The 23,123-nt window shown below is 71.8% G+C and carries 22 protein-coding genes; 17 read left to right on the top strand and 5 right to left on the bottom strand.

The window, feature by feature from the left end:
* Positions 1 to 4: 4 nt before the first annotated feature.
* Positions 5 to 1,225 (top strand): molecular chaperone DnaJ, encoded by a 1,221-nt coding sequence (gene dnaJ / locus ACQEVU_RS50425; protein WP_433337562.1) that lies wholly within the window; start codon positions 5 to 7, stop codon positions 1,223 to 1,225.
* On the top strand, positions 1,215 to 1,673 hold the full coding sequence (locus tag ACQEVU_RS50420) for a heat shock protein transcriptional repressor HspR (RefSeq protein ID WP_433337560.1): 459 nt from the start codon (positions 1,215 to 1,217) through the stop codon (positions 1,671 to 1,673). The genes dnaJ and ACQEVU_RS50420 overlap by 11 nt, the downstream gene beginning before the upstream one ends.
* A 640-nt stretch (positions 1,674 to 2,313) precedes the next feature.
* On the opposite strand, the gene ACQEVU_RS50415 is transcribed toward ACQEVU_RS50420, so the two are convergent.
* On the bottom strand, positions 2,314 to 2,745 hold the full coding sequence (locus tag ACQEVU_RS50415) for a hypothetical protein (protein ID WP_433337558.1): 432 nt from the start codon (positions 2,743 to 2,745) through the stop codon (positions 2,314 to 2,316).
* A gap of 217 nt (positions 2,746 to 2,962) precedes the next feature.
* Between ACQEVU_RS50415 and ACQEVU_RS50410 the strand changes: the two genes are divergently transcribed.
* From ACQEVU_RS50410 to ACQEVU_RS50365, 10 genes are all read left to right on the top strand, one after another.
* Positions 2,963 to 3,532: a DUF1707 SHOCT-like domain-containing protein gene (locus tag ACQEVU_RS50410; RefSeq protein WP_433337556.1), complete on the top strand. Its 570-nt coding sequence runs from the start codon at positions 2,963 to 2,965 to the stop codon at positions 3,530 to 3,532.
* The gene (locus tag ACQEVU_RS50405; RefSeq protein WP_433337554.1) at positions 3,529 to 4,698 is read left to right on the top strand and encodes a hypothetical protein; all 1,170 of its coding nucleotides are present in this window, start codon (positions 3,529 to 3,531) and stop codon (positions 4,696 to 4,698) included. The genes ACQEVU_RS50410 and ACQEVU_RS50405 overlap by 4 nt, the downstream gene beginning before the upstream one ends.
* An 83-nt stretch (positions 4,699 to 4,781) precedes the next feature.
* Positions 4,782 to 7,376 (top strand): ATP-dependent chaperone ClpB, encoded by a 2,595-nt coding sequence (clpB, locus tag ACQEVU_RS50400; protein ID WP_433337552.1) that lies wholly within the window; start codon positions 4,782 to 4,784, stop codon positions 7,374 to 7,376.
* A gap of 22 nt (positions 7,377 to 7,398) precedes the next feature.
* Positions 7,399 to 7,764 carry a hypothetical protein gene (locus ACQEVU_RS50395; RefSeq protein ID WP_433337550.1) on the top strand — a complete coding sequence of 122 codons (366 nt, stop codon included), beginning with the start codon at positions 7,399 to 7,401 and terminating at the stop codon, positions 7,762 to 7,764.
* 53 nt (positions 7,765 to 7,817) lie between these two features.
* The gene (locus ACQEVU_RS50390) at positions 7,818 to 8,492 is read left to right on the top strand and encodes a hypothetical protein (RefSeq protein ID WP_433337548.1); all 675 of its coding nucleotides are present in this window, start codon (positions 7,818 to 7,820) and stop codon (positions 8,490 to 8,492) included.
* 17 nt (positions 8,493 to 8,509) lie between these two features.
* Positions 8,510 to 9,304, top strand: a complete 795-nt coding sequence (locus tag ACQEVU_RS50385; protein WP_433339720.1) for an SDR family NAD(P)-dependent oxidoreductase — start codon at positions 8,510 to 8,512, stop codon at positions 9,302 to 9,304.
* A gap of 396 nt (positions 9,305 to 9,700) precedes the next feature.
* Positions 9,701 to 10,243: an orotate phosphoribosyltransferase gene (pyrE, locus tag ACQEVU_RS50380; RefSeq protein WP_433337546.1), complete on the top strand. Its 543-nt coding sequence runs from the start codon at positions 9,701 to 9,703 to the stop codon at positions 10,241 to 10,243.
* 57 nt (positions 10,244 to 10,300) lie between these two features.
* Positions 10,301 to 10,681, top strand: a complete 381-nt coding sequence (locus ACQEVU_RS50375) for an ArsR/SmtB family transcription factor (RefSeq protein WP_345120737.1) — start codon at positions 10,301 to 10,303, stop codon at positions 10,679 to 10,681.
* Positions 10,678 to 11,346 (top strand): class II aldolase/adducin family protein, encoded by a 669-nt coding sequence (locus ACQEVU_RS50370; protein WP_433339719.1) that lies wholly within the window; start codon positions 10,678 to 10,680, stop codon positions 11,344 to 11,346. The genes ACQEVU_RS50375 and ACQEVU_RS50370 overlap by 4 nt, the downstream gene beginning before the upstream one ends.
* 58 nt (positions 11,347 to 11,404) lie before the next feature.
* Positions 11,405 to 13,030, top strand: coding sequence for a substrate-binding domain-containing protein (locus ACQEVU_RS50365; protein WP_433337544.1), 1,626 nt, complete (start codon positions 11,405 to 11,407; stop codon positions 13,028 to 13,030).
* Here ACQEVU_RS50365 and ACQEVU_RS50360 read toward each other — a convergent pair.
* The 3 genes from ACQEVU_RS50360 to ACQEVU_RS50350 are packed head-to-tail and all read right to left on the bottom strand — an operon-like array spanning position 13,027 to position 17,742.
* The gene (locus tag ACQEVU_RS50360; protein ID WP_433337542.1) at positions 13,027 to 13,809 is read right to left on the bottom strand and encodes a DedA family protein; all 783 of its coding nucleotides are present in this window, start codon (positions 13,807 to 13,809) and stop codon (positions 13,027 to 13,029) included. The two genes, ACQEVU_RS50365 and ACQEVU_RS50360, sit on opposite strands and share 4 nt — an antisense overlap.
* Positions 13,810 to 13,846: 37 nt before the next feature.
* On the bottom strand, positions 13,847 to 16,285 hold the full coding sequence (locus ACQEVU_RS50355; RefSeq protein WP_433337540.1) for a polynucleotide kinase-phosphatase: 2,439 nt from the start codon (positions 16,283 to 16,285) through the stop codon (positions 13,847 to 13,849).
* On the bottom strand, positions 16,276 to 17,742 hold the full coding sequence (locus ACQEVU_RS50350; protein ID WP_433337538.1) for a 3' terminal RNA ribose 2'-O-methyltransferase Hen1: 1,467 nt from the start codon (positions 17,740 to 17,742) through the stop codon (positions 16,276 to 16,278). Before ACQEVU_RS50350 ends, ACQEVU_RS50355 begins: the two co-directional genes overlap by 10 nt.
* A 64-nt stretch (positions 17,743 to 17,806) precedes the next feature.
* Between ACQEVU_RS50350 and amrS the strand changes: the two genes are divergently transcribed.
* From amrS to ACQEVU_RS50330, 4 genes are all read left to right on the top strand, one after another.
* On the top strand, positions 17,807 to 18,871 hold the full coding sequence (gene amrS / locus ACQEVU_RS50345) for an AmmeMemoRadiSam system radical SAM enzyme (protein ID WP_433337536.1): 1,065 nt from the start codon (positions 17,807 to 17,809) through the stop codon (positions 18,869 to 18,871).
* The gene (amrB, locus tag ACQEVU_RS50340; RefSeq protein ID WP_433337534.1) at positions 18,868 to 19,635 is read left to right on the top strand and encodes an AmmeMemoRadiSam system protein B; all 768 of its coding nucleotides are present in this window, start codon (positions 18,868 to 18,870) and stop codon (positions 19,633 to 19,635) included. The genes amrS and amrB overlap by 4 nt, the downstream gene beginning before the upstream one ends.
* Before the next feature lie 214 nt (positions 19,636 to 19,849).
* Positions 19,850 to 20,686 carry a phytanoyl-CoA dioxygenase family protein gene (locus tag ACQEVU_RS50335; protein WP_433337532.1) on the top strand — a complete coding sequence of 279 codons (837 nt, stop codon included), beginning with the start codon at positions 19,850 to 19,852 and terminating at the stop codon, positions 20,684 to 20,686.
* A gap of 87 nt (positions 20,687 to 20,773) precedes the next feature.
* A complete protein-coding gene (locus ACQEVU_RS50330) occupies positions 20,774 to 21,628 on the top strand; it encodes a SigE family RNA polymerase sigma factor (RefSeq protein WP_433337530.1) in 855 nt (284 codons plus the stop codon).
* Here ACQEVU_RS50330 and ACQEVU_RS50325 read toward each other — a convergent pair whose 3' ends face one another.
* Complete coding sequence (locus ACQEVU_RS50325) at positions 21,629 to 21,841, bottom strand: hypothetical protein (RefSeq protein ID WP_433337528.1); 213 nt, start codon at positions 21,839 to 21,841, stop codon at positions 21,629 to 21,631.
* 235 nt (positions 21,842 to 22,076) lie between these two features.
* Here ACQEVU_RS50325 and fbaA point away from each other — a divergent pair, with 235 nt between their 5' ends.
* Positions 22,077 to 23,102: a class II fructose-bisphosphate aldolase gene (gene fbaA / locus ACQEVU_RS50320; protein ID WP_433337526.1), complete on the top strand. Its 1,026-nt coding sequence runs from the start codon at positions 22,077 to 22,079 to the stop codon at positions 23,100 to 23,102.
* Positions 23,103 to 23,123: the final 21 nt, after the last annotated feature.

Genomic DNA, 23,123 nt, shown 5'->3' with positions numbered 1-23,123 from the left:
CGCAATGAGTTCAAAGGACTGGTTGGAAAAGGATTTCTACGCGGTTCTGGGCGTCACCAAATCCGCTCCCACCGATGAGATCAAGAAGGCGTACCGCAAGCTCGCGCGCGAGCTGCACCCCGACCGCAACCCGAACAACGCGGCGGCCGAGGAGCGGTTCAAGGCGGTGTCGGAGGCATATGACGTGCTCTCCGACCCGGCGCGGCGCAAAGAGTACGACGAGATGCGGTCGCTGTTCGGCGCGGGGCAGTTCCGCCGCAACGCGCGGGCCGGCGGCCCGGCGGGGGCGGGCGGCCCCGGGTTCGACTTCACCGACCTCTTCGGCAATGCCGGCGGGGCGGGCGGGGCACCGGGCGCCGGCAGCGACCGCCGCTTCGGCGGGGCCGGCTTCTCGGACCTGTTCAGCTCGATCTTCTCGGGTGGTGGAGGCGGCGGCCCGACGGCCGGACGCCGAAGCCGCGGGCGCGACGTCGAGACCGAGGTCGTGCTCAACTTCGTCGACGCGGTGCAGGGGGCGACGCTGCCCATCACCCTGCGCACGCCCGGCACCTGCGAGACCTGCCACGGCAACGGCGCCGCCCCCGGCACGTCACCGCGGACCTGCCCGAAGTGCCGGGGCATGGGCGTGGTGAGCAGCAACCAGGGCTCGTTCAGCTTCACCGAGCCCTGCCGCGAGTGCCAGGGCGTCGGCACGATCGTCGACGAGAAGTGCCCGGAGTGCCACGGCACGGGCGGGGTCACCAAAACCCGCACGATCAACGTGCGGATCCCCGCCGGCGTCTCCGACGGCCAGCGCATCCGGCTGGCCGGCCGGGGCGAGCCGGGCACGCGGGGCGGGTCGCCCGGCGACCTGTTCGTGCTCATCAAGGTCCGTCCCGACGCGGTCTTCGGCCGTAGCGGCGACGACCTGACGCTGACGGTGCCGGTGACGTTCGCGGAGGCGGCCCTCGGCGCCGACCTGCGCGTGCCGACCCTCGACGCGACCGTGACGCTGCGGGTGCCCCCGGGCACGCCGAGCGGCCGGACGCTGCGGGTGCGCGGCAAGGGCGTCGCCCGGCGCGACGGCAACGTCGGTGACCTGCTGGTCACGATCGATGTTCATGTGCCGGCCGAGCTGTCCGAGGCGGCCCGGCAGGCTCTGTCCGACTATGCGGCCGCGGCGCCGCCGGCTCCTCGCGAGCGGCTCGACGCGATCGCACGGGAGCGCAGCAGCTATGAACGATGACCCCACGAACCACGGCGAGCACCGCGAGGTCTTCATCAGCATCGGGGCGGTGTCCGACGCCAAGGTTCTGATCATCTCCATCGCCGCCCGGCTGGCCGGGATGCATCCGCAGACCCTGCGGCAGTACGACCGCATGGGCCTCGTGCAGCCCGGCCGGACGGCCGGCGGCGGCCGCCGCTACAGCGAACGCGACGTCGCGCTGCTGCGCGAGGTGCAGCGGCTCAGCCAGGAGGACGGCGTCAACCTCGCCGGCATCAAGCGGATCATCGAGCTCGAGGGCCTGGTCGGCGACCTGCGGCAGCGGGTAGCGGAGCTCGAGGACGAGCTGGTCCGCACGCGCGCGCGGCTGGCTCAGATCGAGGCCGCGGGCTTCCCGCGCCGCGATCTGGTGCCGTCCAACCAGCATCAGACGGCGCTGGTGGTGTGGCGGCCGTCGAAGAACGTTTGACGGGCGCGCGGGGTGGGCACCACTGATATCGGGAATGGTGCGGTGCACACCGGAGGCTGACCGGGATGCACGCGAAGGGTGTGGTCACGTTCGAGGGGCGCCTGGTTAGGGCGCCCCTCGGCGTTTGTGCGCTTCACGCGGTGGGCGCGGTTTCTTGTTGCGCTTCGCGCGGTGGTTGGGGTTTTTGTTGCGCTTCGCGCGCCGTCCTGGGGTCCGAAAGTTAGCCTGGCGCTCGCTTCGCTCGGGCGCGGGCGGGGGGTTCCCACCCCGCGCCCCCCATGGCCGCTGCGCGGCCACTTTTGTTGCGCTTCGCGCCCCTGGCGTTCGCTCGCGGTTTCTTGTCGCGCTTCGCGCAGTGGCTGGGGTTTCTCGTTGCGCTTCGCGCGGTGGTTGGGGTTTTTGTTGCGCTTCGCGCGCCATCCTGGGGTCCGAAAGTTAGCCTGGCGCTCGCTTCGCTCGGGCGCGGGCGGGGGGTTCCCACCCCGCACCCCCCATGGCCGCTGCGCGGCCACTTTTGTTGCGCTTCGCGCGCCTGGCGTCCGCGCGCGGTTTCTTGTCGCGCTTCGCGCGGTGGGCGCGGTTCTTGGTTGCGCTTCGCGCGCCTGGCGTCCGCGCGGGTTTTTGTCGCGCTTCGCGACTGTTAGGTCAGGCGGCGGGGGGTGCGGACCAGGCCGCCCTCGCACCAGTCGTGGTACTCGAAGAGTTCGGGGCGGGCCAGGAGCATTCGGGCGTTGTGGGCCCACGTCGTGAGGAGCTCGTCGCCGTTCTCCTCGGCCTGCTCCACGAACTTCTTCAGCTTGCGCTTCGGGTGGGCGCGAAAGTGCGTCCGGATGCCGTCCGCCGCGTAGATGTAGAGGCAGTGCAGCGCGAAGCGGCGGGCCGGGCAGGCCGGGTCCATCGCCAGCTCGAACAGGGTGCCGATCAGGCGGTCGCCGGCGACCAGCAGGTCCCAGTCGGGGGGCATCGTCTGCAGCAGCGAAGCGTCGGGGTGGTAGGCCCATGCGCGCAGCTCGGCCGCGGTAGGGTCGACCGGGTTCTCGAACCCCCGGAATCCCGCCTGTGTCACGCTCACCATCAGCTCCCGTGGCCGGCGCGTGAGTCACCGAGCGATGCCGCCACATCGCCAGGGTCCTGGTTTCGGCGACAACTTAGCCCGCCACCAGGTTGCATGGGAAGAGCCGAACCGGATCCTCACGCTCGGTAAACCGCGGAAAATGCGGATTTATCCGCTAAAACGCGGCAGCAAACGCAGGATGTCAATGATTCACGATCGGGTTTAGAGTGTCGTCGTGAGCACGGACCGTCCGGACATGCGCATCTCCGACGCCGAGCGGGAGCTCGTGGTGGCCCAGCTCAACGCGGCCGTCTCGGAGGGCCGGCTGACACTGTCGGAGTTCGAGGAGCGCGTGGACGGCGTGCTGCGCTCGCGCACCTTCGGCGACATCGAGCCCTACGTCGGCGACCTCCCGCAGAAGGGGCCCATGTCGGTCCCGGATCAGCTGGAGATCCACAACCAGGCGTCCAACCTCAAGCGCCAGGGTCGATGGACCGTGCCCCGCCGGGTGTACATCAAGACCCGCGCCGGCAACGTCAAGCTGGACTTCACCGAGGCGATCTTCACCGGCACGGTCGTGGAGATCCAGCTCGAGGCCCGCTCCAGCTCGGTCGATCTGGTCCTGCCGCGCGGCGCCACCGCCGACATCGACAACATCGCGCCCCACGCGAGCTCGCTGAAGCAGAAGGTCCCGGCCGCCTACGGCGCCTCCGGCCAGGGGATCACGTTCAAGATCAACGGTGAGGTCCGCAGCAGCAACGTCCGCGTGCGTTACCAGCGCAGATTCTGGCGCTGGCGTTGGTGAGACGTCGGCGCCGGGCGCTGGCCGTCGCGCTGGCCGCGGCCCTGCTCGCGACGCTGGGCGCCGCCTCCTGCGCGCCGAGCAAGAGCGCCGAGCCCGAGGCCGCGCCGACCGACGACGTCTCGTACGAGGACGTCCCCGCCACCCCGGGCGGCTCCGAGGACCCCCACGACCGCCAGAACGTGGTGCCGGTCCCGAAGGGCACGTCGCCCCGCGGCGTCGAGTTCGCCGACCCCAACACCGGCTATGCGCTGTTCAGCAACTGCGTGGCCGGCCAGGCCTGCCAGGCGGGCCTGGTCCTGACGCTGGACGGCGGGTCGAGCTGGGTCGAGCGCAAGCTCCCCTTCGACAACGCCCTGGACGTCGACATGCACCTCGGCCGGGGCAACGTGCTGGTCATCAAGGCGGCGCCGGACGGCTACTTCGTCTCGAAGGACACCGGGCGCACCTGGGACAGGCGCCCGCTGACCCCGGCGCCGGCCGAGCTCAACCTCGCCGACCCGCAGTACTCGGTGGGCTGCCAGGACACCGCGGCCAGCGGCTGCGCCGACGCCCAGCCGTGGATCGTCGGCGACGACGGCGTGCGCCGCCCGCTGCCGGCCCGCCCGTCCGGCGCCTTGCGGTATCTCGGCCTGACCGCCGCGGCGAGCGGCACCCTGTGGCTCACCGCCCAGCCGACCGGCGGCGCCGCCACGCCCGGAGCCGGCACCGCGATCACCGTCTGGAGCAGCGCCGACAAGGGCCGCACCTGGCAGCCCCAGGGCGCCGCGCACGCCACCGACGCCAACGCCACCGTCAAGCCCGTGGTCGCCCCGGACGGCAGCGACGTGTGGCTCGTCGGCCCGCGCTTCGGCGCCCGGCGCCAGCCCGGCACCACGGGATCGGGCTCGACCTGGCTGGAGGCCACCGCCATGCGCGAGGTGGCCGAGCTGTTCAGCGCCGAGGTGCTGCCCGGCGGCGCCGTGCTGATCGCCAGCAGCCAGGGCGTGTGGGTCCTCGACCAGCAGCAGCGCACCCGGGATCCCGGCGCGCGGCTGATCTTCCGGCTGAAGCGCCTCGATGACACGACGATTCTCGGGTACCCCGCCCAGCAGTCCGGCGAGGTGTGGCTCTGCACGGTGAAGTCCAAGGCATGTGACTGGGCGCACGTGGCGGTCAGCTCCCGTTGAGTGACGCAAACTGGAGTTGAGTGGAATAGACTCAACCTCGTGGGTGTCGTACCTCATGTAGGACGCACTGGAACGAGGAGTCGATGAACGCCGAACGCCTGACCACCAAGAGTCGCGAGGTCATCAAGGCCGCCGTGGACGCGGCGAGCCAGCGCGGACACGCGACCGTTGAGCCCTGGCACCTTCTGCTGGCCCTGCTGGACACGGGCGGCTCGACCGCGGCCGGACTGTTGCGCGCCGTCGGCGCCAACCCGGCCGACGTGCGGCGGGCCGCGCTGCATGCCGTCGAGCGGCTGCCCAGCGCCCGTGGCGCGAGCGTGGTGGAGCCCAACGTGGCCCGCGAGTTCGCCAACGCGATCGCGGCCGCGGAGCAGATCGCCCGGCCCCTGGGCGACGAGTACACGTCGACCGAGCACCTGCTGGCCGGCCTGGCCCGCGTCGGCGGGGCGGTCGCGGCGCTGCTGAAGGAGTCCGGCGCGACCGAGGAGACCCTGGTCGCGGCGTTCCCGCAGGTGCGCGGCGGCGACCGCAAGGTCACCACCGCCGACCCCGAGCAGACCTTTCAGGCGCTGGAGAAGTACGGCGTCGACCTGACCCAGGCGGCCCGGGACGGCAAGATCGACCCGGTGATCGGCCGTGACGCCGAGATCCGCCGCGTGATCCAGGTGCTGTCCCGGCGTACCAAGAACAATCCCGTGCTCATCGGCGAGCCCGGCGTCGGCAAGACCGCGATCGTGGAGGGCCTGGCCCAGCGGATCGTGGCCGGCGACATCCCGGAATCGCTGCGCGACAAGCGGCTCGTGAGCCTCGACCTGGGCGCGATGGTGGCCGGCGCGCAGTACCGCGGCCAGTTCGAGGAGCGCCTCAAGTCCGTCCTGGAGGAGATCAAGGGCTCCGACGGGCAGGTCATCACGTTCCTCGACGAGCTGCACACGGTCGTGGGCGCCGGCAAGGGCGAGGGCTCGATGGACGCCGGCAACATGCTCAAGCCGATGCTGGCCCGCGGCGAGCTGCGGATGGTCGGCGCGACGACGCTGGACGAGTATCGCGAGCACATCGAGAAGGACCCGGCCCTGGAGCGTCGCTTCCAGCCCGTGGTCGTGGGCGAGCCGTCGACCGCGGACACGATCGGCATCCTGCGCGGGCTGAAGGAGCGCTACGAGGTGCACCACGGCGTGCGCATCACCGACGCCGCGCTCGTGGCCGCCGCGGCGCTCTCCGATCGGTACATCACCGACCGCTTTCTGCCCGACAAGGCCATCGACCTGGTCGACGAGGCCGCGTCCCGGCTGCGCATGGAGATCGACTCCCGCCCGACCGAGGTCGACGAGGTCGAGCGCAGCGTGCGCCGGCTCGAGATCGAGGAGATGGCGCTGGCCAAGGAGCCCGACGCCGCCTCGGCCGAGCGGCTGCAGCGGCTGCGGGCCGAGCTCGCCGACCGCCGGGAGCAGCTGACCGCGCTCACCGACCGCTGGCAGAACGAGAAGGCCCACATCCAGAAGATCTCCAACACCAAGGAGCAGCTCGAGCAGCTGCGCGGCGAGGCCGAGCGGGCCGAGCGCGACGGCGACCTGGCCCGGGCCTCCGAGCTGCGGTACGGCACGATCCCGGGCCTGCAGCACGAGCTGGAGCGGGCCGAGCGTGAGCTCACCGCGCTGCAGTCGGCGGGCGCCATGCTCAAGGAGGAGGTCTCCGCCGACGACATCGCGGCGGTGGTCGCCTCGTGGACGGGCATCCCGGCCGGCCGGCTCCTGGAGGGCGAGACGGCCAAGCTGCTGCGCATGGAGGACTCGCTGGCCAGCCGCGTCATCGGCCAGGAGCGGGCGATCCAGGCGGTCTCCGACGCGGTGCGCCGCGCCCGGGCCGGCATCGCCGACCCGGACCGCCCGACGGGCAGCTTCCTGTTCCTCGGCCCGACCGGCGTCGGCAAGACGGAGCTGGCCAAGGCGCTGGCCGAGTTTCTGTTCGACGACGAGCGTGCCATGGTGCGCATCGACATGAGCGAGTACAGCGAAAAGCACACCGTCGCCCGGCTCGTCGGCGCGCCGCCCGGCTACGTCGGCTACGAGGAGGGCGGCCAGCTCACCGAGGCGGTGCGCCGCCGGCCCTACACCGTGGTGCTGCTGGACGAGGTCGAGAAGGCCCACCCGGACGTGTTCGACGTCCTGCTGGCCGTGCTCGACGACGGCCGGCTCACCGACGGGCAGGGCCGCACGGTCGACTTCCGCAACGCCATCCTGATCCTGACGTCCAACCTGGGCTCGGAGGTGCTCGCGGACGACCCGACGCTCAGCGCGGAGCAGCGCCGCGACGCCGTCATCGCCGCCGTGCGGGGCCACTTCAAGCCCGAGTTCGTGAACCGGCTGGACGACATGGTGGTGTTCGACGCATTGTCGCAGGCTGATCTGCGTGCGATCGTAGAGATCCAGCTCAATGCGTTGGGCCGGAGGCTGGCCGACCGCCGGCTCACGCTCGAGGTCTCCGACCAGGCGCGTGACTGGCTGGCCAGTCTTGGGTATGACTCGGTGTACGGTGCTCGCCCCCTGCGCCGCCTGGTTCAGACGTCCATCGGCGACCAGCTCGCCAAGGCGCTGCTCTCCGGTGGGATCAGGGACGGTGACCGGGTGCTGGTCGACCTGTCGGACGACAAGAAGGCGCTCACGGTGACCGCGGGCTGAAAGCTGTGGGAGGGTACGGCAGATGCTCTGGAAGAAACACGCGTTCGAGGATGAACTGCGTCTGCTCGCCGAAGCCGACACGCTGGCGTTCGGTGGGGTCGGCATCGCCGGCACCCTCCTGCCCGCCACCAAGGCGTATTTCGCCGTCGAGGAGGGCCTGCGCGAGCACGGCGCGGACCTGCGCCCCCGCCTGGAGGCCCTCCTCGACCGCGCGACGCCGGCCGGCCGGGTCTACGCCGCGGAGCTGCTCACGCACGCCGACGCGGCGGCCGGCCGGGCCGCCTGGCTGCGCCTCGAGGCCCAGGACGCCGAGGTGACGACGTTCAACGGCTGCATCATGAGCAGCACGACCGTCGGCCGGTACGCGGCAGAGCGTCTGCGCGATTAGCGTGACATCGATACGGTGATCCGCAGGGATTTCCTGGGAGGAGTACCAACCCGATGTCTTTCTCCGTCCCGGCTCCGGCGCCTCGCGCCAGGCCGTCGACCGTCAGCCTCGCGGCGACGCTGCTGTTCGTCGCCGCGGGCATCGAAGTAATCAGCGTGATCTTCTCGCTGCTGTACGCGCAGAAGATCGCCGACGGCACCAAGCGGGTCTACGACCAGGCGGGCATGGCGAACGGCGGCAACGCCGGCCTCGCCGTCGGCTCGACGGTCGGCGTGGTCATCGGGTTCATCATCATCGTGATCCTGGTGGTGCTCGGCTACCTCGTCAGCCGCGGCAACCAGGTAGGGCGGGTCCTGACCTGGGTGTTCGGCGGCATCGCGCTGTGCTGCAGCGTCATCGGCCTGAGCACGACGCTGGCCGCCTCGGCGATCTGGGACCAGGCCCGCAAGACCAACCCGCAGCTGCCGTCGTGGGACGAGTACCAGAGGATCGCCTACGCCGACGTCCCCGGCTGGTACATGCCGCTCAGCACCGTCCTGAGCATCGTGCTGATCCTCGCGATCCTGGTGACGATCATCCTGCTGGCGCTGCCGGCCTCGCATCCGTACTTCCGCAAGCCGCAGCAGGAGTGGGAGCCCCCGGTGCCCCCGTCCGGCGGTGGCTTCCCGCCGCCGCCCGATCAGCCGGGCCCCCCGCCCCCGCCCGGATACGGGCCCCCGACCCAGTAGCGCGCCCCTGGCGCTAGATTGCCGCGGTGACCGACCGGCGAACCGCACTCGTCACCGGAGCCACCGCGGGCATTGGCGCCGCCTTCGCGCGCGAGCTCGCCGCCGAGGGCCACGAGCTCGTTCTCGTGGCCCGCAACGGGGATCGGCTGGCGGCCCTGGCCGCCGAGCTGCCGGTCCCCGTTGAGGTTCTTCCGGCCGACCTGGCCACCGCCGCCGGGCGCGACGCCGTCGCGGCCCGGCTCGCCGATCCGGCCCGCCCGGTCGACCTGCTGGTCAACAACGCCGGCCGGAGCCTCAACCGCTCCTTCCTGCGCTCCACCGTGGAGCTCGAGGAGGAGCTGCTGCGGCTCAACGTCAACGCCGTCATGCGGCTGACGCTGGCCGCCCTGCCCGCCATGGTCGAGCGCGGCCGCGGCGACGTCGTCAACGTCTCGTCGGTCTCGGGCTTCGCGGCGATGATGCCGGGCTCGACGTACCCGGCGACCAAGGCCTGGGTCACCAACTTCAGCGAGTCGCAGGCCCAGCTGGTGCGCGGCCAGGGCGTGCGGGTCATGGCGCTGTGCCCGGGGTACACCCGCACCGAGTTCCACGACCGGGCCGGCATCGACACCACCCACATGCCGTCCTGGCTGTGGCTGGACGCTCGCGCGGTGGCCCGGGCCGGCCTGCGGGACCTGCGCCGGGGGCGGATGGTCAGCGTGCCCGGGTGGAAGTACAAGCTGGCGGTCTTCGGCATCCGCCATGCGCCTCGGGGTCTCCTCCAGCGCGTGTCCCGGGACGCCAGGGGACGCATCGGGCACGAGGAACGGTAACGCCCTCTCATCCGTTGGTACGTGCACATGGGCAAGCATTGAGTTTGCTGTGTGTTTCCTCGGGGCATCGAACATGATTGTGGTCACGTACAAACGGATGATGGCCGGATGGCAGCGCTCCCATAGGCGTCCGGTTGACCCGGCGCCGGCCGTTCGGTCGTTTCCGCAGGTCATGGCCGTGCATCGAGCATTGCAACGATCTAATGAGAGCAAGATTCGGTTTCACCGGAGTGGCATCGGTGCATCGTTATCCCCCGTCACCGTCACCTCTCGTGTCACTCGTGGTGATCGCTGCGATCACCTTCGTATTCGCCCTTGTCCACTTGACGGCCTTAAATTTGGCCGAGAGTGCGGGTCATCGATTCACCGCGGGGATTTAGCGCGTACGCTTCGGTCATGACCGACCGTGACGACCTGCTGAAACTCGTACGCGACCTCGCCGTGGTCAACGGGCGGGTCACGCTGTCGTCCGGACAAGTTGCCGACTGGTACGTGGACCTCCGTCGCTTGACGCTGCACCATGCAGGTGCGCCGTTGGTCGGCCGAGTGCTGCTCGACCTTGTCGACGACTGGGAGTTCGACGCCGTGGGAGGGCTGACCCTCGGCGCCGATCCGGTGGCCTCCGCGATGCTTCATGCGGCGGCCGCTCGCGGAGGGCGGGCGCTCGACGCGTTCGTCGTCCGTAAGAGTGACAAAGCTCATGGTCTGCAGCGACGGATCGAAGGACCCGACGTTGCCGGCCGGCGCGTTCTGGCGGTCGAGGACACCTCCACTACAGGTGGAAGTGTGCTGACTGCCGTGGAGGCGCTGCGAGAGGCCGGCGCCGAGGTGGTCGGTGTGGCCGTTATCGTCGATAGAGGCGCGGAAAAGGCGGTTCGCGCCGCGGGGCTGAGCTATCGCTCAGCATTTTCGTTGGCCGACCTCGGCCGACAGGGCTGAAAAATTGTCGATTCGGACCTGCGCATATGCAGGCGGGTCGATGGTGTTGGTGGAAGGATGGAAAACGTGGGAACTGCGCTGGCTGAGATGACCCTGCCCCAGACCTCGCCGCTTGCCGGCGAGCCGATTGACCGCGCTGACGCCGAACGTCTCGCGAGCGTGCTGAAGGCGCTCGCCGACCCGGCCCGACTCCGGCTGCTGAGCCTGATCCAGTCGGCTCCCGACGGCGAAGCGTGTGTGTGTGACCTGACGGCCCCGCTCGGACTCTCGCAGCCGACGGTGAGCCACCACCTGCGAATCCTGACCGAGGCCGGTCTGCTGGAGCGCGAGAAGCGGGGTGTGTGGGCGTTCTACCGCCTCGTGCCCTCCGCCATCGGCACCATCGCCGACCTGCTGACCCCGCCGCGCAAGCGCGCGACCAAGAAGGCGCCTCGCTGATCGCGCCGGGTAGGGCTTCGCGCTACTACCCGGCCGGTGACCTCCGCGACCAGCTTGCCCACGCCGGGCTGGCGGTCGTGCAGGCCGGACTCGTCGTGGGCTCAGGCGGCAACCTGTCCGCCCGGGCGCCCGGCGCCGACGAATGCTGGGTAACCGCGGGCGGGACATGGCTCGATCGCCTCGACCGCGGTTCATTCGTTCGGATCCGAATCACCGACGGCGCGGCACTTGACAGCAATGCCAAGGCCGCGCCGTCGTCAGAACTTGCGCTCCACCTCGCCACGTACCGGGCCCGCCCGGACGTCAACGCCGTGGTGCACCTGCACCCGCAGACCGTCCTGCTGCTCGACGCGATCGGCGAGCCCATCCGGCTGGTCACCACCGACCACGCCTTCTACCTGCGCCGGGTGGCGACCGCGCCCTTCGTGCCGCCGGGCCGCCCCGAGGTCGGCACACTGGCCGCCGAGGCGTGCGCCGACGGCACCGACTGCGTCGTGCTGTCCCGGCACGGCTGCTCAGTCGTCGCCGACTCGGTCGAGCTCGCGCACAAGCGGGCCATCTATCTCGAGGAAGCCGCGCGGCTGACGTACCGCGCCCTGCTCCTCGGCCGTCCCGTCGAGCCCCTGCCGACCGACTGGCTGAGCGCGCCCACCGCCACCGCGTGAAATTTCTTCTGCTTACACTCGTCCTCCTGTTGAACCGCAGGTCAAGGGGGAGTGAACGGTGCGAGTGCGCAACAAGGCTCTCGTCTCCGGGGCCGTCGCACTGGTTGTGGGCGCGGGCGCCCTGGCGGCCGGGCTCGTGGTCGGCGGGCTCAGCGGAGGGTGCTCGGGCGGCGTGAAGCTGCTCGTCGCCGCCGCCCCGGAGATCGAACCCGCCGTGCGCGAGGTCGCCGACCGGTTCGCCGCCACGAAGCCCGAGGTGCGCGGCGACTGCCTCCAGATCCAGGTCAGGGCGGCCGACCCGGCCGGCGTCGCCGGCCTGCTCGCCGCCCGCGCCGGCGGCACCGTCGTGCCGGGCGCCTCGGCCGCTCCGTCCCCGCCCGACGCCGACGTGCCGACCGTGTGGATTCCGGACTCGAGCGCGTGGCTCACCCGCGTGCAGGGCGTGGACCGGCAGGCGTTCGACGCGCAGGTCACCTCGATCGCGGCCAGCCCCGTCGTGCTCGCCGCGGGCCGGCCGGTCGCCGACGCCCTGGGCGCTCGCACCGTCGGCGCCGCCCAGGTCGGCGCCCTGCTGGCCAGGGTTTCCAACAGGCAGTTGCAGATGGGCGCGGTCGACCCGAGGCGCAGCACCGCCGGGCTGGCCGGGGCCGGGCTGCTGTACGACAGCATCGTCACCGACCCGGCGAAGCTCGTCGACATGGTCCGGGCGTACCGCTCGATCGCCCTGGCCCCGGACCAGGCGACGCTGCTGCGCAACGCGGCCGCCGGCCAGGCGGTGATCACCAGTGAGCAGCAGGTGCTCGCGTCGGCGGCCGACGGCGTCACCGCGCTCCCGCTCGACCCGCCGACCACGCTGGACTACCCGTTCGCGGTGGTGAGCGCCAAGCCGGCGGTCAACCTTGCCGCCGCCGAGCTGCTGCGGGCCGCGCTGAGCGGCGCCGACCGCACCGCGTTCGCCCGGCGCGGCTTCCGCGGCCCGGACGGCTCCACCGGCGCCGCCTTCCCGGCCGGGCACGGCGTGACGCAGAGCGAGGCGCAGGTCAAGCCGCTGAGCGATGAGCGCAAGATCGGTGAGGTGCTCGGCTACTGGAACGCGACGACGGCCCCGTCCCGGGTGCTGACGCTGGTCGACGTCACGTCGTCGATGAACCGGCCGATCGTGCGGGGCGGCCCGGCGCGCCTGGAGGTGCTGCGAAAGACGGCCACCGACGGCCTCGGGCTGTTCACCGACGACAGTGAGCTGGGGTTGTGGGCGTACGCCGCGGACCATCAGCAGGTCGTCCCGGTTTCCCAGCTCAACGGGGGCCAGCGGGCGCGGCTGACGTCGGCCGTGGCCGCCGCGAAGGCCGCCCCGACCGACGTGTGCGGCCTCTACGACACGGTCCTCGCGGCGTACCAGTCGCTCAAGGAGGGCTACAAGGAGGGCCGCTCCAACACCGTCGTGGTGTTCACCGACGGCTCGAACTCGAAGTCCGGCATGAGCCTCGAGACGCTGAAGCTCGAGCTGGAGCGGGCCACCGACCCGACCCGCCCGGTCCGCGTGGTGCTGCTCGGCATCGGCCCCGACGTGCACAAGGACGAGCTCGACGCGATCGCGGCGACGACGGGCGGCCGGGCGTTCGTGGTTCAGGACCCGGAGCAGATCGGCAACATCTTCCTCCAGGCCCTGATCCGCTCGAACTAGTCGCGCACCCGGTGGCTGCCCGGGCGGTCGGCCGGCGGCACGGCCGGGATGACCTCGGTCGGGGCGTTGGCCGGGTCGACCGGGCCGGCGCCGTGGCCGCGCCGGCGCTCGCGCCAGCCGCGGAAGATCTCGATGAAGATCGGCAGCGCCGAGATGAGCACGATGACGAGCACGGCCGGCAGCAGGTACGTGTCGATCTTCTCCGGCGGGATCAGGTCCCGGATCTGCTTGGCCAGGGCCCAGCCGGCGAGGATGATGCCGTCGGTCCACAGGATGCCGCCGATGGCGTTCCACAGGAAGAACTGCCCGGCCGGCATGCCCACGACGCCGGCGACCGGGTTGAGGAAGGTGCGCACGATCGGGATGAACCGCGCGAGCACGACCGCCTTCGCCGGGCCGAACTTCGCGAAGTAGTGCTCGGCCTTCTCGACGTACTCCTTCTTGAAGATCCGCGAGTTGGGCCGGTCGAACATCCGCCGGCCGTAGCGGGCGCCCAGGAAGTGCCCGAGCTGGGCGCCGGCGATCGCGCAGATCGGCGCGCCGATCAGCAGCATCGGCAGGCTCAGCTTCGTGGTGAGCAGGTCGGTGGCGGCCGGCGAGGAGGCGACGCCGGCCAGGAACAGCAGCGAGTCGCCCGGGAAGAAGAAGCCGACAAGCAGGCCGGTCTCGACGAACATGATCAGCCATACGCCGATCACGCCGAACGTGCTCAGCAGCCCCTTCGCATCGAGAGGGTTGAAGGCGAGCAGGTCGCCCACGGCGCGCGTCTTTTCTTCCACGGGTCACCAGGGTACGTGAGCGATTCTGAGAGTCTCCTTACAACCTGGGGTCAACCGGCTCCGACTCGCAGGCCAAGATCGCGAAGACGAGCTGATGGACGCGCCAGGCCGGCGCGCCCTCGGCCAGCCGGTCGAGCGCGGCCAGGCCCAGCCCCTGCTCGCGCAGCGCCAGGCCGCGCTTGCGGCCCAGGCGCCGGTCGCGCAGCCCGGCGAGGCGCTCCGGCTCGGTGTAGTCCGGGCCGTAGATGATCCGCAGGTACTCCCGGCCGCGGCACTTGATCGCCGGCTGGACCCGCGGCCCCGCGTCCTCGGCCGGCTTGACGACCATGCCCTCGCCGCCGTCCCCGGTGAGCTCGAGCCACCAGCGCGTGACGGCGGCGACGCCCTCGGGGTCGGCCGGGTCGACGACGATCCGCCGGGTCGGCGCGAACAGCTCCGGCTCGGCCGCCACCAGGCGGTCGACCAGGCCCAGGTGCCACTCGTGGCCCCGGCGCGCGTGGCTGGCGCCGGCGCTCGCGAGCACGTGGAAGGGCGCCACCCGCAGGCCCGCGAGGCCGTCGGTCGGCCAGCAGTAGCGCCGGTACACGGCCGCGAACGCCCCGATCGCCGACTCCCGCCCGGCGAAGCGGCCGGCGAGGTCGCCGACGTCGATGCCGCGCCCGGCGGCGGCGTCCAGCGCGGCCCGGGCCGCGGGCAGGGCGGCGCCGGCCGCGGCGGCCACGCTCGCGTACTGGTCGCGGATGAGCGGCTCGGCCTTGGCCGACCAGGGCAGGACCTCGGCGTCGAGCAGCAGCCAGTCGCTCGCGAGCTCGTCCCACAGCCCGGCCCGGCCGATCGCCGCCGCGACCCGCTCGAGCAGCGGGCCGGCGTCGGCGAAGAAGGGCCGGCCGGTGCGGGTGTACACCGCGCGGGAGCCGTCGCGGCGCACGTTGAAGACGGCCCGCGAGCCCATGTGCTTCTCCTGGCACACGACGCGGGGCACGCCGGCCCGGGCATAGTCGGCGAGCGCCTCGACCGGATGCTCGAGGTACCCCTCCTGCGCCGACGTCGACGCCGGCGCCATCGTGGGCGGGAGCCACACCAGCCACGCCGGGTCGACCGCGAACCGGCTCATGACCTCGAGCGCGGCGGCGGCGTTCTCGGCCGCGACGGTGACCCGCCCGGCCGGCGTCTCCAGGCTGCGCCGCCCGATGACGTCGGCGAGGTCCATTGCGTCGTCCACCTGGACGGCCGGGGCCAGCGGCCGGACCGGCGCGTAGTACTCCCGCTCGGCCGGCACGGAGACGAGCTCTCGCGACGGGTAGCGCAGCGCGGTCAGCGCGCCGCCGAAGACGCAGCCGGTGTCGATGCAGATGGTGTTGTTGACCCACTCGGGGTCGGGGGTCGGGGTGTGGCCGTAGACGACCATGGCGCGCCCGCGGTACTCGGTCGCCCACGGGTAGCGCACCGGCAGGCCGTACTCGTCGGTTTCGCCGGTGGTGTCGCCGTAGAGCGCGAACGAGCGGACCCGGCCCGACGCGCGGCCGTGGTAGGCCTCCTTGAGCCCGGCGTGCGCGACCACGAGCCGGCCGCCGTCGAGGACGTAGTGGCTGATGAGGCCTTCCAGGAACTTCGTGACATCGGGGACAATGTCCGAATCGTCGGCAAGCTGGGCGACGGTTTCGGCGAGGCCGTGCGACATTGAAACCTGGTGTCCGCGCAGCTTGCGCAGCAGCTTCGCCTCGTGGTTGCCCGACACGCACAGCGCCGTGCCGGCGGCCACCATGCTCATGACCAGGCGCAGCACGCCCGGCGAGTCGGGGCCGCGGTCGACCAGGTCGCCGACGAACACCGCGGTGCGCCCCTCGGGGTGCCCGCCGTCGACGTAGCCGAGCCGCGTGAGCAGCGTCTTGAGCTCGGCGAGGCAGCCGTGCACGTCGCCGATGATGTCGAAGGGGCCGGTGAGGTCGCGGCGGTTGTTGAACAGCGGCTCGTACGAGATCTCGGCCGCGTCGATCTCGGCCACCCCGTGCAGCACGTGCACCTGCCGGAAGCCCTCGCGGGCCAGGCCGCGCAGCGAGCGGCGCAGGTCGCGGTGCTGGCGGGCGACGACCGGCCGGCCGAAGTCGCGGTCCGGGCGGGCCTGGGTGCGCGCCCAGCACTCGTCCTCGGGCACGTCGAGCACGATGGCGACCGGCAGCACGTCGTGCTCGCGGGCCAGCGCGACCAGCGCCTGCCGGGCGTGCGCCTGCACGTTGGTGGCGTCCACGACGGTGAGCCGGCCGGCCCGCAGCCGCTTGCCGGCCACGTAGTGCAGCGCGTCGAAGGCGTCGCCGGACGCGGACTGGTCGTTCTCGTCGTCGGCGACCAAAGCCCGGAACGCGTCGGAGGACAGCACCTGCGTGGGCGCGAAGTGGCGCCGGGCGAAGGTGGACTTGCCCGAGCCGGACACGCCGACGAGGGCTACGAGGCAGAGCTCCGGGAGCTTCACGTGCAACTCCTTAGTGGTCGCGTAGCGGCCATGGGGGGTCCGGGGTGGGAACCCCCCGGCGCGCCCCCAGCGAAGCGAGGCGCCGACGACGCTTTCCTGAACACCGCCATCTGGGTGGGAGAGCCGGCCGCCGGGTCCTCGGGGCCGATGCCGGAGCGGGTCACCGCGTAGCCGTAGCGTTCGGCGACGCCGTCGCACCAGGCGGCGAACTGCGCGCGGTCCCACTCGAAGCGGTGGTCGGCGTGGCGCAGGTGGCCGTGCGCAGGGCCGGATAGAAGGCCGGGGTAGAGGGCGTTGTACTCCACGTTCGGCGTCGTCACCACGACCGTCGCCGGCGCCGCGTGCCCGAACACGCTCGCCGCCAGGGCGGGCAGCCGCGGCGGATCGACGTGCTCGATGACCTCCATGAGCACGGCGGCGTCGTACCCCTTGAGGCGGTCGTCGCGGTAGGTGAGCGCGGTCTGCAGGAGCCGGATGCGGGCGCGCTGGCGCTCGGGGAGCCGATCGAGGTGCAGGCGGCGGGCGGCCAGTTCGAGGGAGACGGAGCTGACGTCGGCGCCGACGATTTCGGTGTACCGCCGGTCGCGGGCCAGCTCGCCGAGGAGCGCGCCGGGGCCGCAGCCCAGGTCGAGCACCCGGCTCGCTCCGGACGCCTGGAGCGCCTCCACGACGGCGGCCCGCCGCTGGAGGTTCAGCGATCCGGGTCGCGGCGCCGGCGCCGGGTCCGAGATTCCGGACATCTCCGAGAGGTCGGAGAGCCGCGCCAGCGCGGCCGACGTCAACGCCGAACGGTGCGCGAGGTAGCGCTTGGCGATGAGCGCCTTGTGCGGGTGGGACGCCAGCCAGCCGGTGCCGGCCCGCAGCAGCTTCTCCACCTCGTCCGGCGAGACCCAGTAGTGCTTGGCGTCGTCGAGGACCGGCAGCAGCACGTACACCTGGTTCAGCGCGTCGGCGAGCCGGACGGTGCCGGTGAGGCGCAGGTCGACGTACCGGCTGGGGCCCCACTCGGGCCGTTCGGCGTCCAGCGGGATCGGCGTCTCCTCGACCTTCCATCCCAGCGGTTCGAACAGCTCCGCCGCGCCGCCCTTGGCCCGCAACGCCGGGATGCGCAGCTCCAGCGGGATCGCCGCGGCGGCCAGCTCCGGCCGGTCGCGCGAGTCGCCGCGCATGGCGGAGCGCCAGACCCGGCCGAGCGCCGCGGCCAGCAGGCTCGAGGCCGCGTACGGCCGGTCGTTGACGTGCTGATGCAGCGTGAACGTCTCGTCCGGCCCGCGCCCGCGCAGCTTCGCCGTGTCGACCTCCAGCAGCAGCGCCGCCGTGCAGCGCTCCTCGGTCGCCTCGGGGTAGAACACGTGCGCCCGCCCGGTCGAGACGTCGAAGGTCTGGAGCCGGTCCGGGTGCTTCACCAGGAGGTACCCGAGGTCGGTGGCCGGGCGGTGGGTGGTCGTGACGGTCAGCAGCACGCGATCAGCATGGCGGCCGGAAAAGCCGCGGCCGACCGAATTTCGGCGGGTTAGGGTTAGGGGCATGGCGGTGGTCGCGACCGCACACTGGCACCGGCTCGACGACGGGCGGGTGCAGTGCGACGTGTGCCCGCGCAACTGCCGGCTCCACGAGGGCCAGCGCGGCTTCTGCTTCGTGCGCCAGCGCGAGGGCGACGAGATCGTCCTGACCACCTACGGCCGCTCGTCCGGCTTCTGCGTCGACCCGATCGAGAAGAAGCCGCTCAACCACTTCCTGCCGGGCACGCCGGTGCTGTCGTTCGGCACCGCGGGCTGCAACCTCGGCTGCCGGTTCTGCCAGAACTGGGACATCTCCAAGAGCCGCGAGATCGACACGCTGGGCTCGGCCGCCGAGCCCGAGCAGCTCGCCGACGCGGCGCAGCGCCTGGGGTGCCGCTCGATCGCGTTCACCTACAACGACCCGGTGATCTTCATGGAGTACGCCATGGATGTCGCCGACGCCTGCCGCGCCCGCGGGATCAAGGCGGTCGCGGTCTCGGCCGGCTACATGAACCCGGCGCCCCGCGAGGAGTTCTACCGGCACATCGACGCGGCCAACATCGACCTCAAGGCGTTCAGCGAGCAGTTCTACGAGAAGATCACGTTCGCGCGGCTCGACAAGGTGCTGGAGACGCTGCTGTACCTGCGCGGCACCGACGTCTGGTTCGAGATCACGACCCTGCTGATCCCCGGCCGCAACGACGGCGACGACGAGCTGCGCCGGCAGTGCGACTGGCTGCTCGAGCACCTTGGGCCCGACGTGCCGCTGCACTTCTCCGCGTTCCACCCCGACTTCAAGATGCGCGACGTGCCGCCGACCCCGCCGGCGACGCTGAGCCGCGCGCGGCGCATCGCGCTCGACGCCGGCCTGCGCTACGTGTACACCGGCAACGTCCACGACCCCGGCGGCCAGACCACGACGTGTCCGGGCTGCGGCGCGGCGGCGGTCGTGCGCGACTGGTACGACCTGGTGTCGTACAAGATCACCGATGACGGCCAATGCCGGGCGTGCGGCCACGCGATCCCGGGCGTCTTCGAGGGCCCGGCCGGGGCCTGGGGCCGGCAGCGGCTGCCGGTGAGCATCGCGTGAGACCGCCTGCGGTGGCGGGCGCCTTCTACTCGGCGGACCCGGGCGAGCTGCGCCGATCCGTGCAAACGCTCCTGGATTCGGTACCCCCGGAAGCCGACGGTGCATTCGCGTACGTCGTCCCGCACGCGGGCTACCGCTGGTCGGGCCCGACGGCGGCCTACGTCTACTCCCGGCTCGCCGGTCGCGAGGCCGATCGGGTGGTGATCCTCGGCCCGGCGCACCGGGTGCCGCTGCGCGGCGCCGCCGTGCCGATGCTGGAGCGCTGGTCGACGCCCCTGGGCGAGGTCGAGATCGACGCCGAGGGCGCGCGGGAACTCGTGGCGGCCGGGCTGGCCGTGGCCGACGACGAGCCGCACGCGCTCGAGCACTCACTTGAGGTACAACTGCCGTTCTTGCAGGTCCTTGGCTTTTCGCGGGTGCTGCCGGTGTGCGTAGGGGCGGCCGATGCGCGCGCCGTGGCGGCGCTGCTGTCGGTCGTCGCGGTGCCGGGGTCGCTCGTGTTGTGCAGCACCGATCTTTCGCACTATCTGACACAGGACGAGGCCCGCCGGGTCGACGAGACCACGGCCGACGCGATCGTGCGCCTCGAACCCGAGCGGATCGGGGAGCGGGCCGCCTGCGGGCGCTATCCGCTGCGCGGGCTGCTCGAGTGGGCCCGCGACCGGCGCCCGACCGCGCGCCTGCTGCATCTGGCGACCTCGGCCGACGAGGGCGGACCGGCGGATCGGGTCGTCGGCTACGCCGCGGTCTCCCTCACGGCGTAACGCTCCGTGGTCGTTAGCATCACACCGACGTGATGAACGTCGATTGGGTTGCGCCCCGTTCGGGCAGGATATGCCGACCGAAAAGACGACCTCTCAAGGGGCGTCTCGCGAACGTCTGTCCCAAGGAGGCGCCTGCGGTAGGCGCCGGAACTGGAGACGGGGCATGTCTGCGACGACGACTGCCGGAGCGGCAACGGGCACCGGTTGGGTGCCGATGACGGACGAGCAGCGCGAGCAGTTCGACACGGACGGTTACCTTGTGATCCCGGGTGTGCTCAGCCCGGACGAGGTGCGCCACTACGCGTCGGTGCTCGACGTCGCGCACGCCACGCACCCGAAGGCCGCCGACGGCTCGCTGCACCTGCTCAGCGCCGTCACCAGCTGCCCCGAGCTCGCCGACCTCATCGACCACCCGGCGACCTTCCCGCTCGTCTGGTCGATCCTCGGCTGGAACGTGCACATCTACCACTCGCACCTGGACGTCCACCCGACGATCCCGGAGCAGAAGCCGGACTGGTGGCACTGGCACCAGGACGGCGGCCGCCAGAACCGCGAGATCGAGACCGACCCGCGGGCGCGGCTGTCGGTGAAGCTCGCCTACTGGCTCTCCGACGTGTCGGAGGAGGGCCGGGGCAACCTGACCCTGATCCCGGGCAGCCACAAGACCAACTGGCTGCCCGGCCCGCCGAAGCGCGACGTGCCGTGGCCGGCCCCCGCGGGCGCGATCCAGGTCAAGGTCAACGCCGGCGACGTGGTCTTCTTCGACCGCCGCATCTGGCACGCCCGGTCGTACAACTACTCGGAGATCACCCGCCGCTGCGTGTTCCTCGGATACACGTACCGCTGGATCGCCATCCGCGACGAGGTCGCCGCCCTGCCGAACAAGCCGTGGTGGCCGAGGCTCAACCCGGTCCAGCAGCAGCTGCTCGGCGGCGTCGGCGTCGGTGACGGCGACCACCACTGGGGCCACTACCCCGAGTCGACGCCGCTCTACGCCGCCCTGCGCGACCGCGGCCTGCTCGACCCGAGCTTCCCGCCCCTGATTCCCTGACGCGCCTGCAATGATCGCCCGGCCCCGATCCGTCTTGAGATCGGGACCGGGCGATGTCGTAGTGTGCCCGGCCCGCTTGGGGGTCGGTTGACGTTCGAGGAGTTCGTCGAGGCGCGGCTGCAGGCGCTGCTGCGCTACGCCGTCATGCTCACCGGCGATCCGCACCTGGCGCAGGACCTCGTGCAGGAGACGATGATCCGCGCCCAGCTCAAATGGTGCCGCATCGCCGCCGCCGACCTGCCCGAGCGCTACGTCAAGCGGATGCTCACCAACGTCTACATGGACCTGCATCGCGGCTCGTGGCTGCGCCGGGTCCTGCTGCGCGGCATGGACATCGAGGCCGCCGGGGAGCCGCGCGTGGTGCCCGACCACGCCGACGGGCTCGCCGAGCGCGACCAGATGTGGCTCTGGCTGGGCCGGCTGCCCCGCCAGCAGCGCGCCGCCCTGGTCCTGCGCTACTACGAGGGCCTCACCGACGGCGAGATCGCCGAGATCCTCGGCCGCCCGCCCGGCGTCCAGTCGCGGCACCTCGCCTACGACGGGGCGGGCGGCCTCGGCGAGCCCGGCTACGGCCGCGCGCCAGTGGTGTACGAGCCCGGGTGCCGGCACTACGAGGCCCGCCTGGCCGTGGACTACCTGCGCGCATCGGTCGGCGGCGGCGACGAGCGGGCCGTGCGCGCCTACCTGACGGCGCTGGCCGCCGCGGCGGCCGACCCGGCGCGGCTGCCCGCCCTGCTCAACGCGGCCGGCCAGGGCCTCGAGCTGCACCTCGGGGCGCGCTCGCTGGCCGGCCTCGCCGGCGCGCTGCACGGGATCGGCGCGGATCGCGTCACGGTGCTCCGCCTGCCGGCCGGGATGCCCGACGGCGACGGCCTCTATCCCGCGCTGCGCGCCGGCCAGGTCGGCCCGTGGCTGGCCGCGCACCCCCAGTACGCGGTCTAGCTAGTACTCGTCGTCGAGGTCGACCTCGCGGTCCTGCTCGATCGCGTCGTACTCGTTGGCGTCCCACGGCCGGGCGTGCGTGCTCTGCGGACGATCCAGCGGATTCGCCGGCTGGGCCTGTTCGGCCGCATCCTCCGGCGAGGCCTCCGGATCGCGGACCTCGGGGTCGAGGCGGTCGTCGAGGGTCAGCAGTTCCTCGTCTGGCTGGGTCATCGCGAGGCTCCCTGTCGCTCGGATCGGGCCGTGTTCAACCGTACGACTGTTTCGGCCGGTTCGCCCCCGGGGCGGGCAATTCCGCGCCCCGCCCTCCCCCGGGGGTAGCCCAGGTCACCCGGCGTCAAGCGGTGCGCGCCACTGCGAGATACTCCGTGGCAGGACAGCGCGGTCCGCGTGGAGTCCGCGTCTGTCGGCTCCATACCGCACGATCCAGACCTTGAGGAGCGCCGTCATGCCCATCGCCTCGTCCGATGTCTACGCCGAGATGCTCGACCGCGCCAAGGCCGGCGCGTTCGCCTACCCGGCGATCAACGTCTCGTCGTCTCAGACGCTCAACGCGGCGATCCGCGGCTTCGCCGAGGCCGAGAGCGACGGCATCATCCAGGTCTCGACCGGCGGCGCGGAGTACATCTCCGGCCCGACCGTGAAGGACATGATCACCGGCTCGGTCGCGCTGGCCGCGTTCGCGCACGAGGTCGCGAAGAAGTACTCCGTCAACATCGCCCTGCACACGGACCACTGCCCGAAGGACAAGCTCGACAAGTTCGTCCGCCCGCTGCTGGCCATCTCGACCGAGCGCGTGGCCAAGGGCGAGGATCCGCTGTTCCAGTCGCACATGTGGGACGGCTCGGCCGTGCCGCTGGGCGAGAACCTGGACATCGCCGAGGACCTGCTGGCCCAGACCGCCGCGGCGAAGGTCGTCCTCGAGATCGAGGTCGGCGTCGTGGGCGGCGAGGAGGACGGCGTCGTCGGCGCGATCGACGAGAAGCTGTACACCACCGTCGAGGACGGCCTGGCCATGGTCGAGAAGCTCGGCCTCGGCGAGAAGGGCCGCTACATGGCCGCCCTGACCTTCGGCAACGTGCACGGCGTCTACAAGCCGGGCAACGTCAAGCTGCGCCCGGAGATCCTCAAGACGATCCAGGACGCGGTCGGCGCCAAGTACGGCAAGGAGAAGCCGCTGTCGCTGGTCTTCCACGGCGGTTCGGGCTCGCTGCTCTCCGAGATCCGCGAGGCGCTCGACTACGGCGTGGTGAAGATGAACATCGACACCGACACGCAGTACGCGTTCACCCGCCCGGTCGCCGGCCACATGTTCACCAACTACGACGGCGTGCTCAAGGTCGACGGCGAGGTCGGCAACAAGAAGGCGTACGACCCGCGCGCCTGGGGCAAGGCCGCCGAGGCCGGCCTGGCCGCCCGCGTGGTCGAGGCCTGCGAGCACCTGCGCTCGACGGGCACCACGCTCTCCAAGTAAGTCTCCGCACGCGAAAACGGC

The organism is Dactylosporangium sp. CA-139066 (assembly GCF_050936175.1).
Classification (GTDB): domain Bacteria; phylum Actinomycetota; class Actinomycetes; order Mycobacteriales; family Micromonosporaceae; genus Dactylosporangium.
This window is presented reverse-complemented; position numbering and strand designations above follow the sequence as displayed.

What these genes read in the sequence shown, in the direction of transcription:
- dnaJ (WP_433337562.1), top strand. Translation starts at nt 5, where the DNA reads ATGAGTTCAAAGGACTGGTTGGAAAAGGATTTCTACGCGGTTCTGGGC.
- ACQEVU_RS50420 (WP_433337560.1), top strand. Translation starts at nt 1,215, where the DNA reads ATGAACGATGACCCCACGAACCACGGCGAGCACCGCGAGGTCTTCATC.
- clpB (WP_433337552.1), top strand. Translation starts at nt 4,782, where the DNA reads ATGAACGCCGAACGCCTGACCACCAAGAGTCGCGAGGTCATCAAGGCC.
- ACQEVU_RS50395 (WP_433337550.1), top strand. Translation starts at nt 7,399, where the DNA reads ATGCTCTGGAAGAAACACGCGTTCGAGGATGAACTGCGTCTGCTCGCC.
- ACQEVU_RS50390 (WP_433337548.1), top strand. Translation starts at nt 7,818, where the DNA reads ATGTCTTTCTCCGTCCCGGCTCCGGCGCCTCGCGCCAGGCCGTCGACC.
- pyrE (WP_433337546.1), top strand. Translation starts at nt 9,701, where the DNA reads ATGACCGACCGTGACGACCTGCTGAAACTCGTACGCGACCTCGCCGTG.
- ACQEVU_RS50375 (WP_345120737.1), top strand. Translation starts at nt 10,301, where the DNA reads ATGGAAAACGTGGGAACTGCGCTGGCTGAGATGACCCTGCCCCAGACC.
- amrS (WP_433337536.1), top strand. Translation starts at nt 17,807, where the DNA reads ATGGCGGTGGTCGCGACCGCACACTGGCACCGGCTCGACGACGGGCGG.
- ACQEVU_RS50335 (WP_433337532.1), top strand. Translation starts at nt 19,850, where the DNA reads ATGACGGACGAGCAGCGCGAGCAGTTCGACACGGACGGTTACCTTGTG.
- ACQEVU_RS50325 (WP_433337528.1), bottom strand. Translation starts at nt 21,841, where the DNA reads ATGACCCAGCCAGACGAGGAACTGCTGACCCTCGACGACCGCCTCGAC.
- fbaA (WP_433337526.1), top strand. Translation starts at nt 22,077, where the DNA reads ATGCCCATCGCCTCGTCCGATGTCTACGCCGAGATGCTCGACCGCGCC.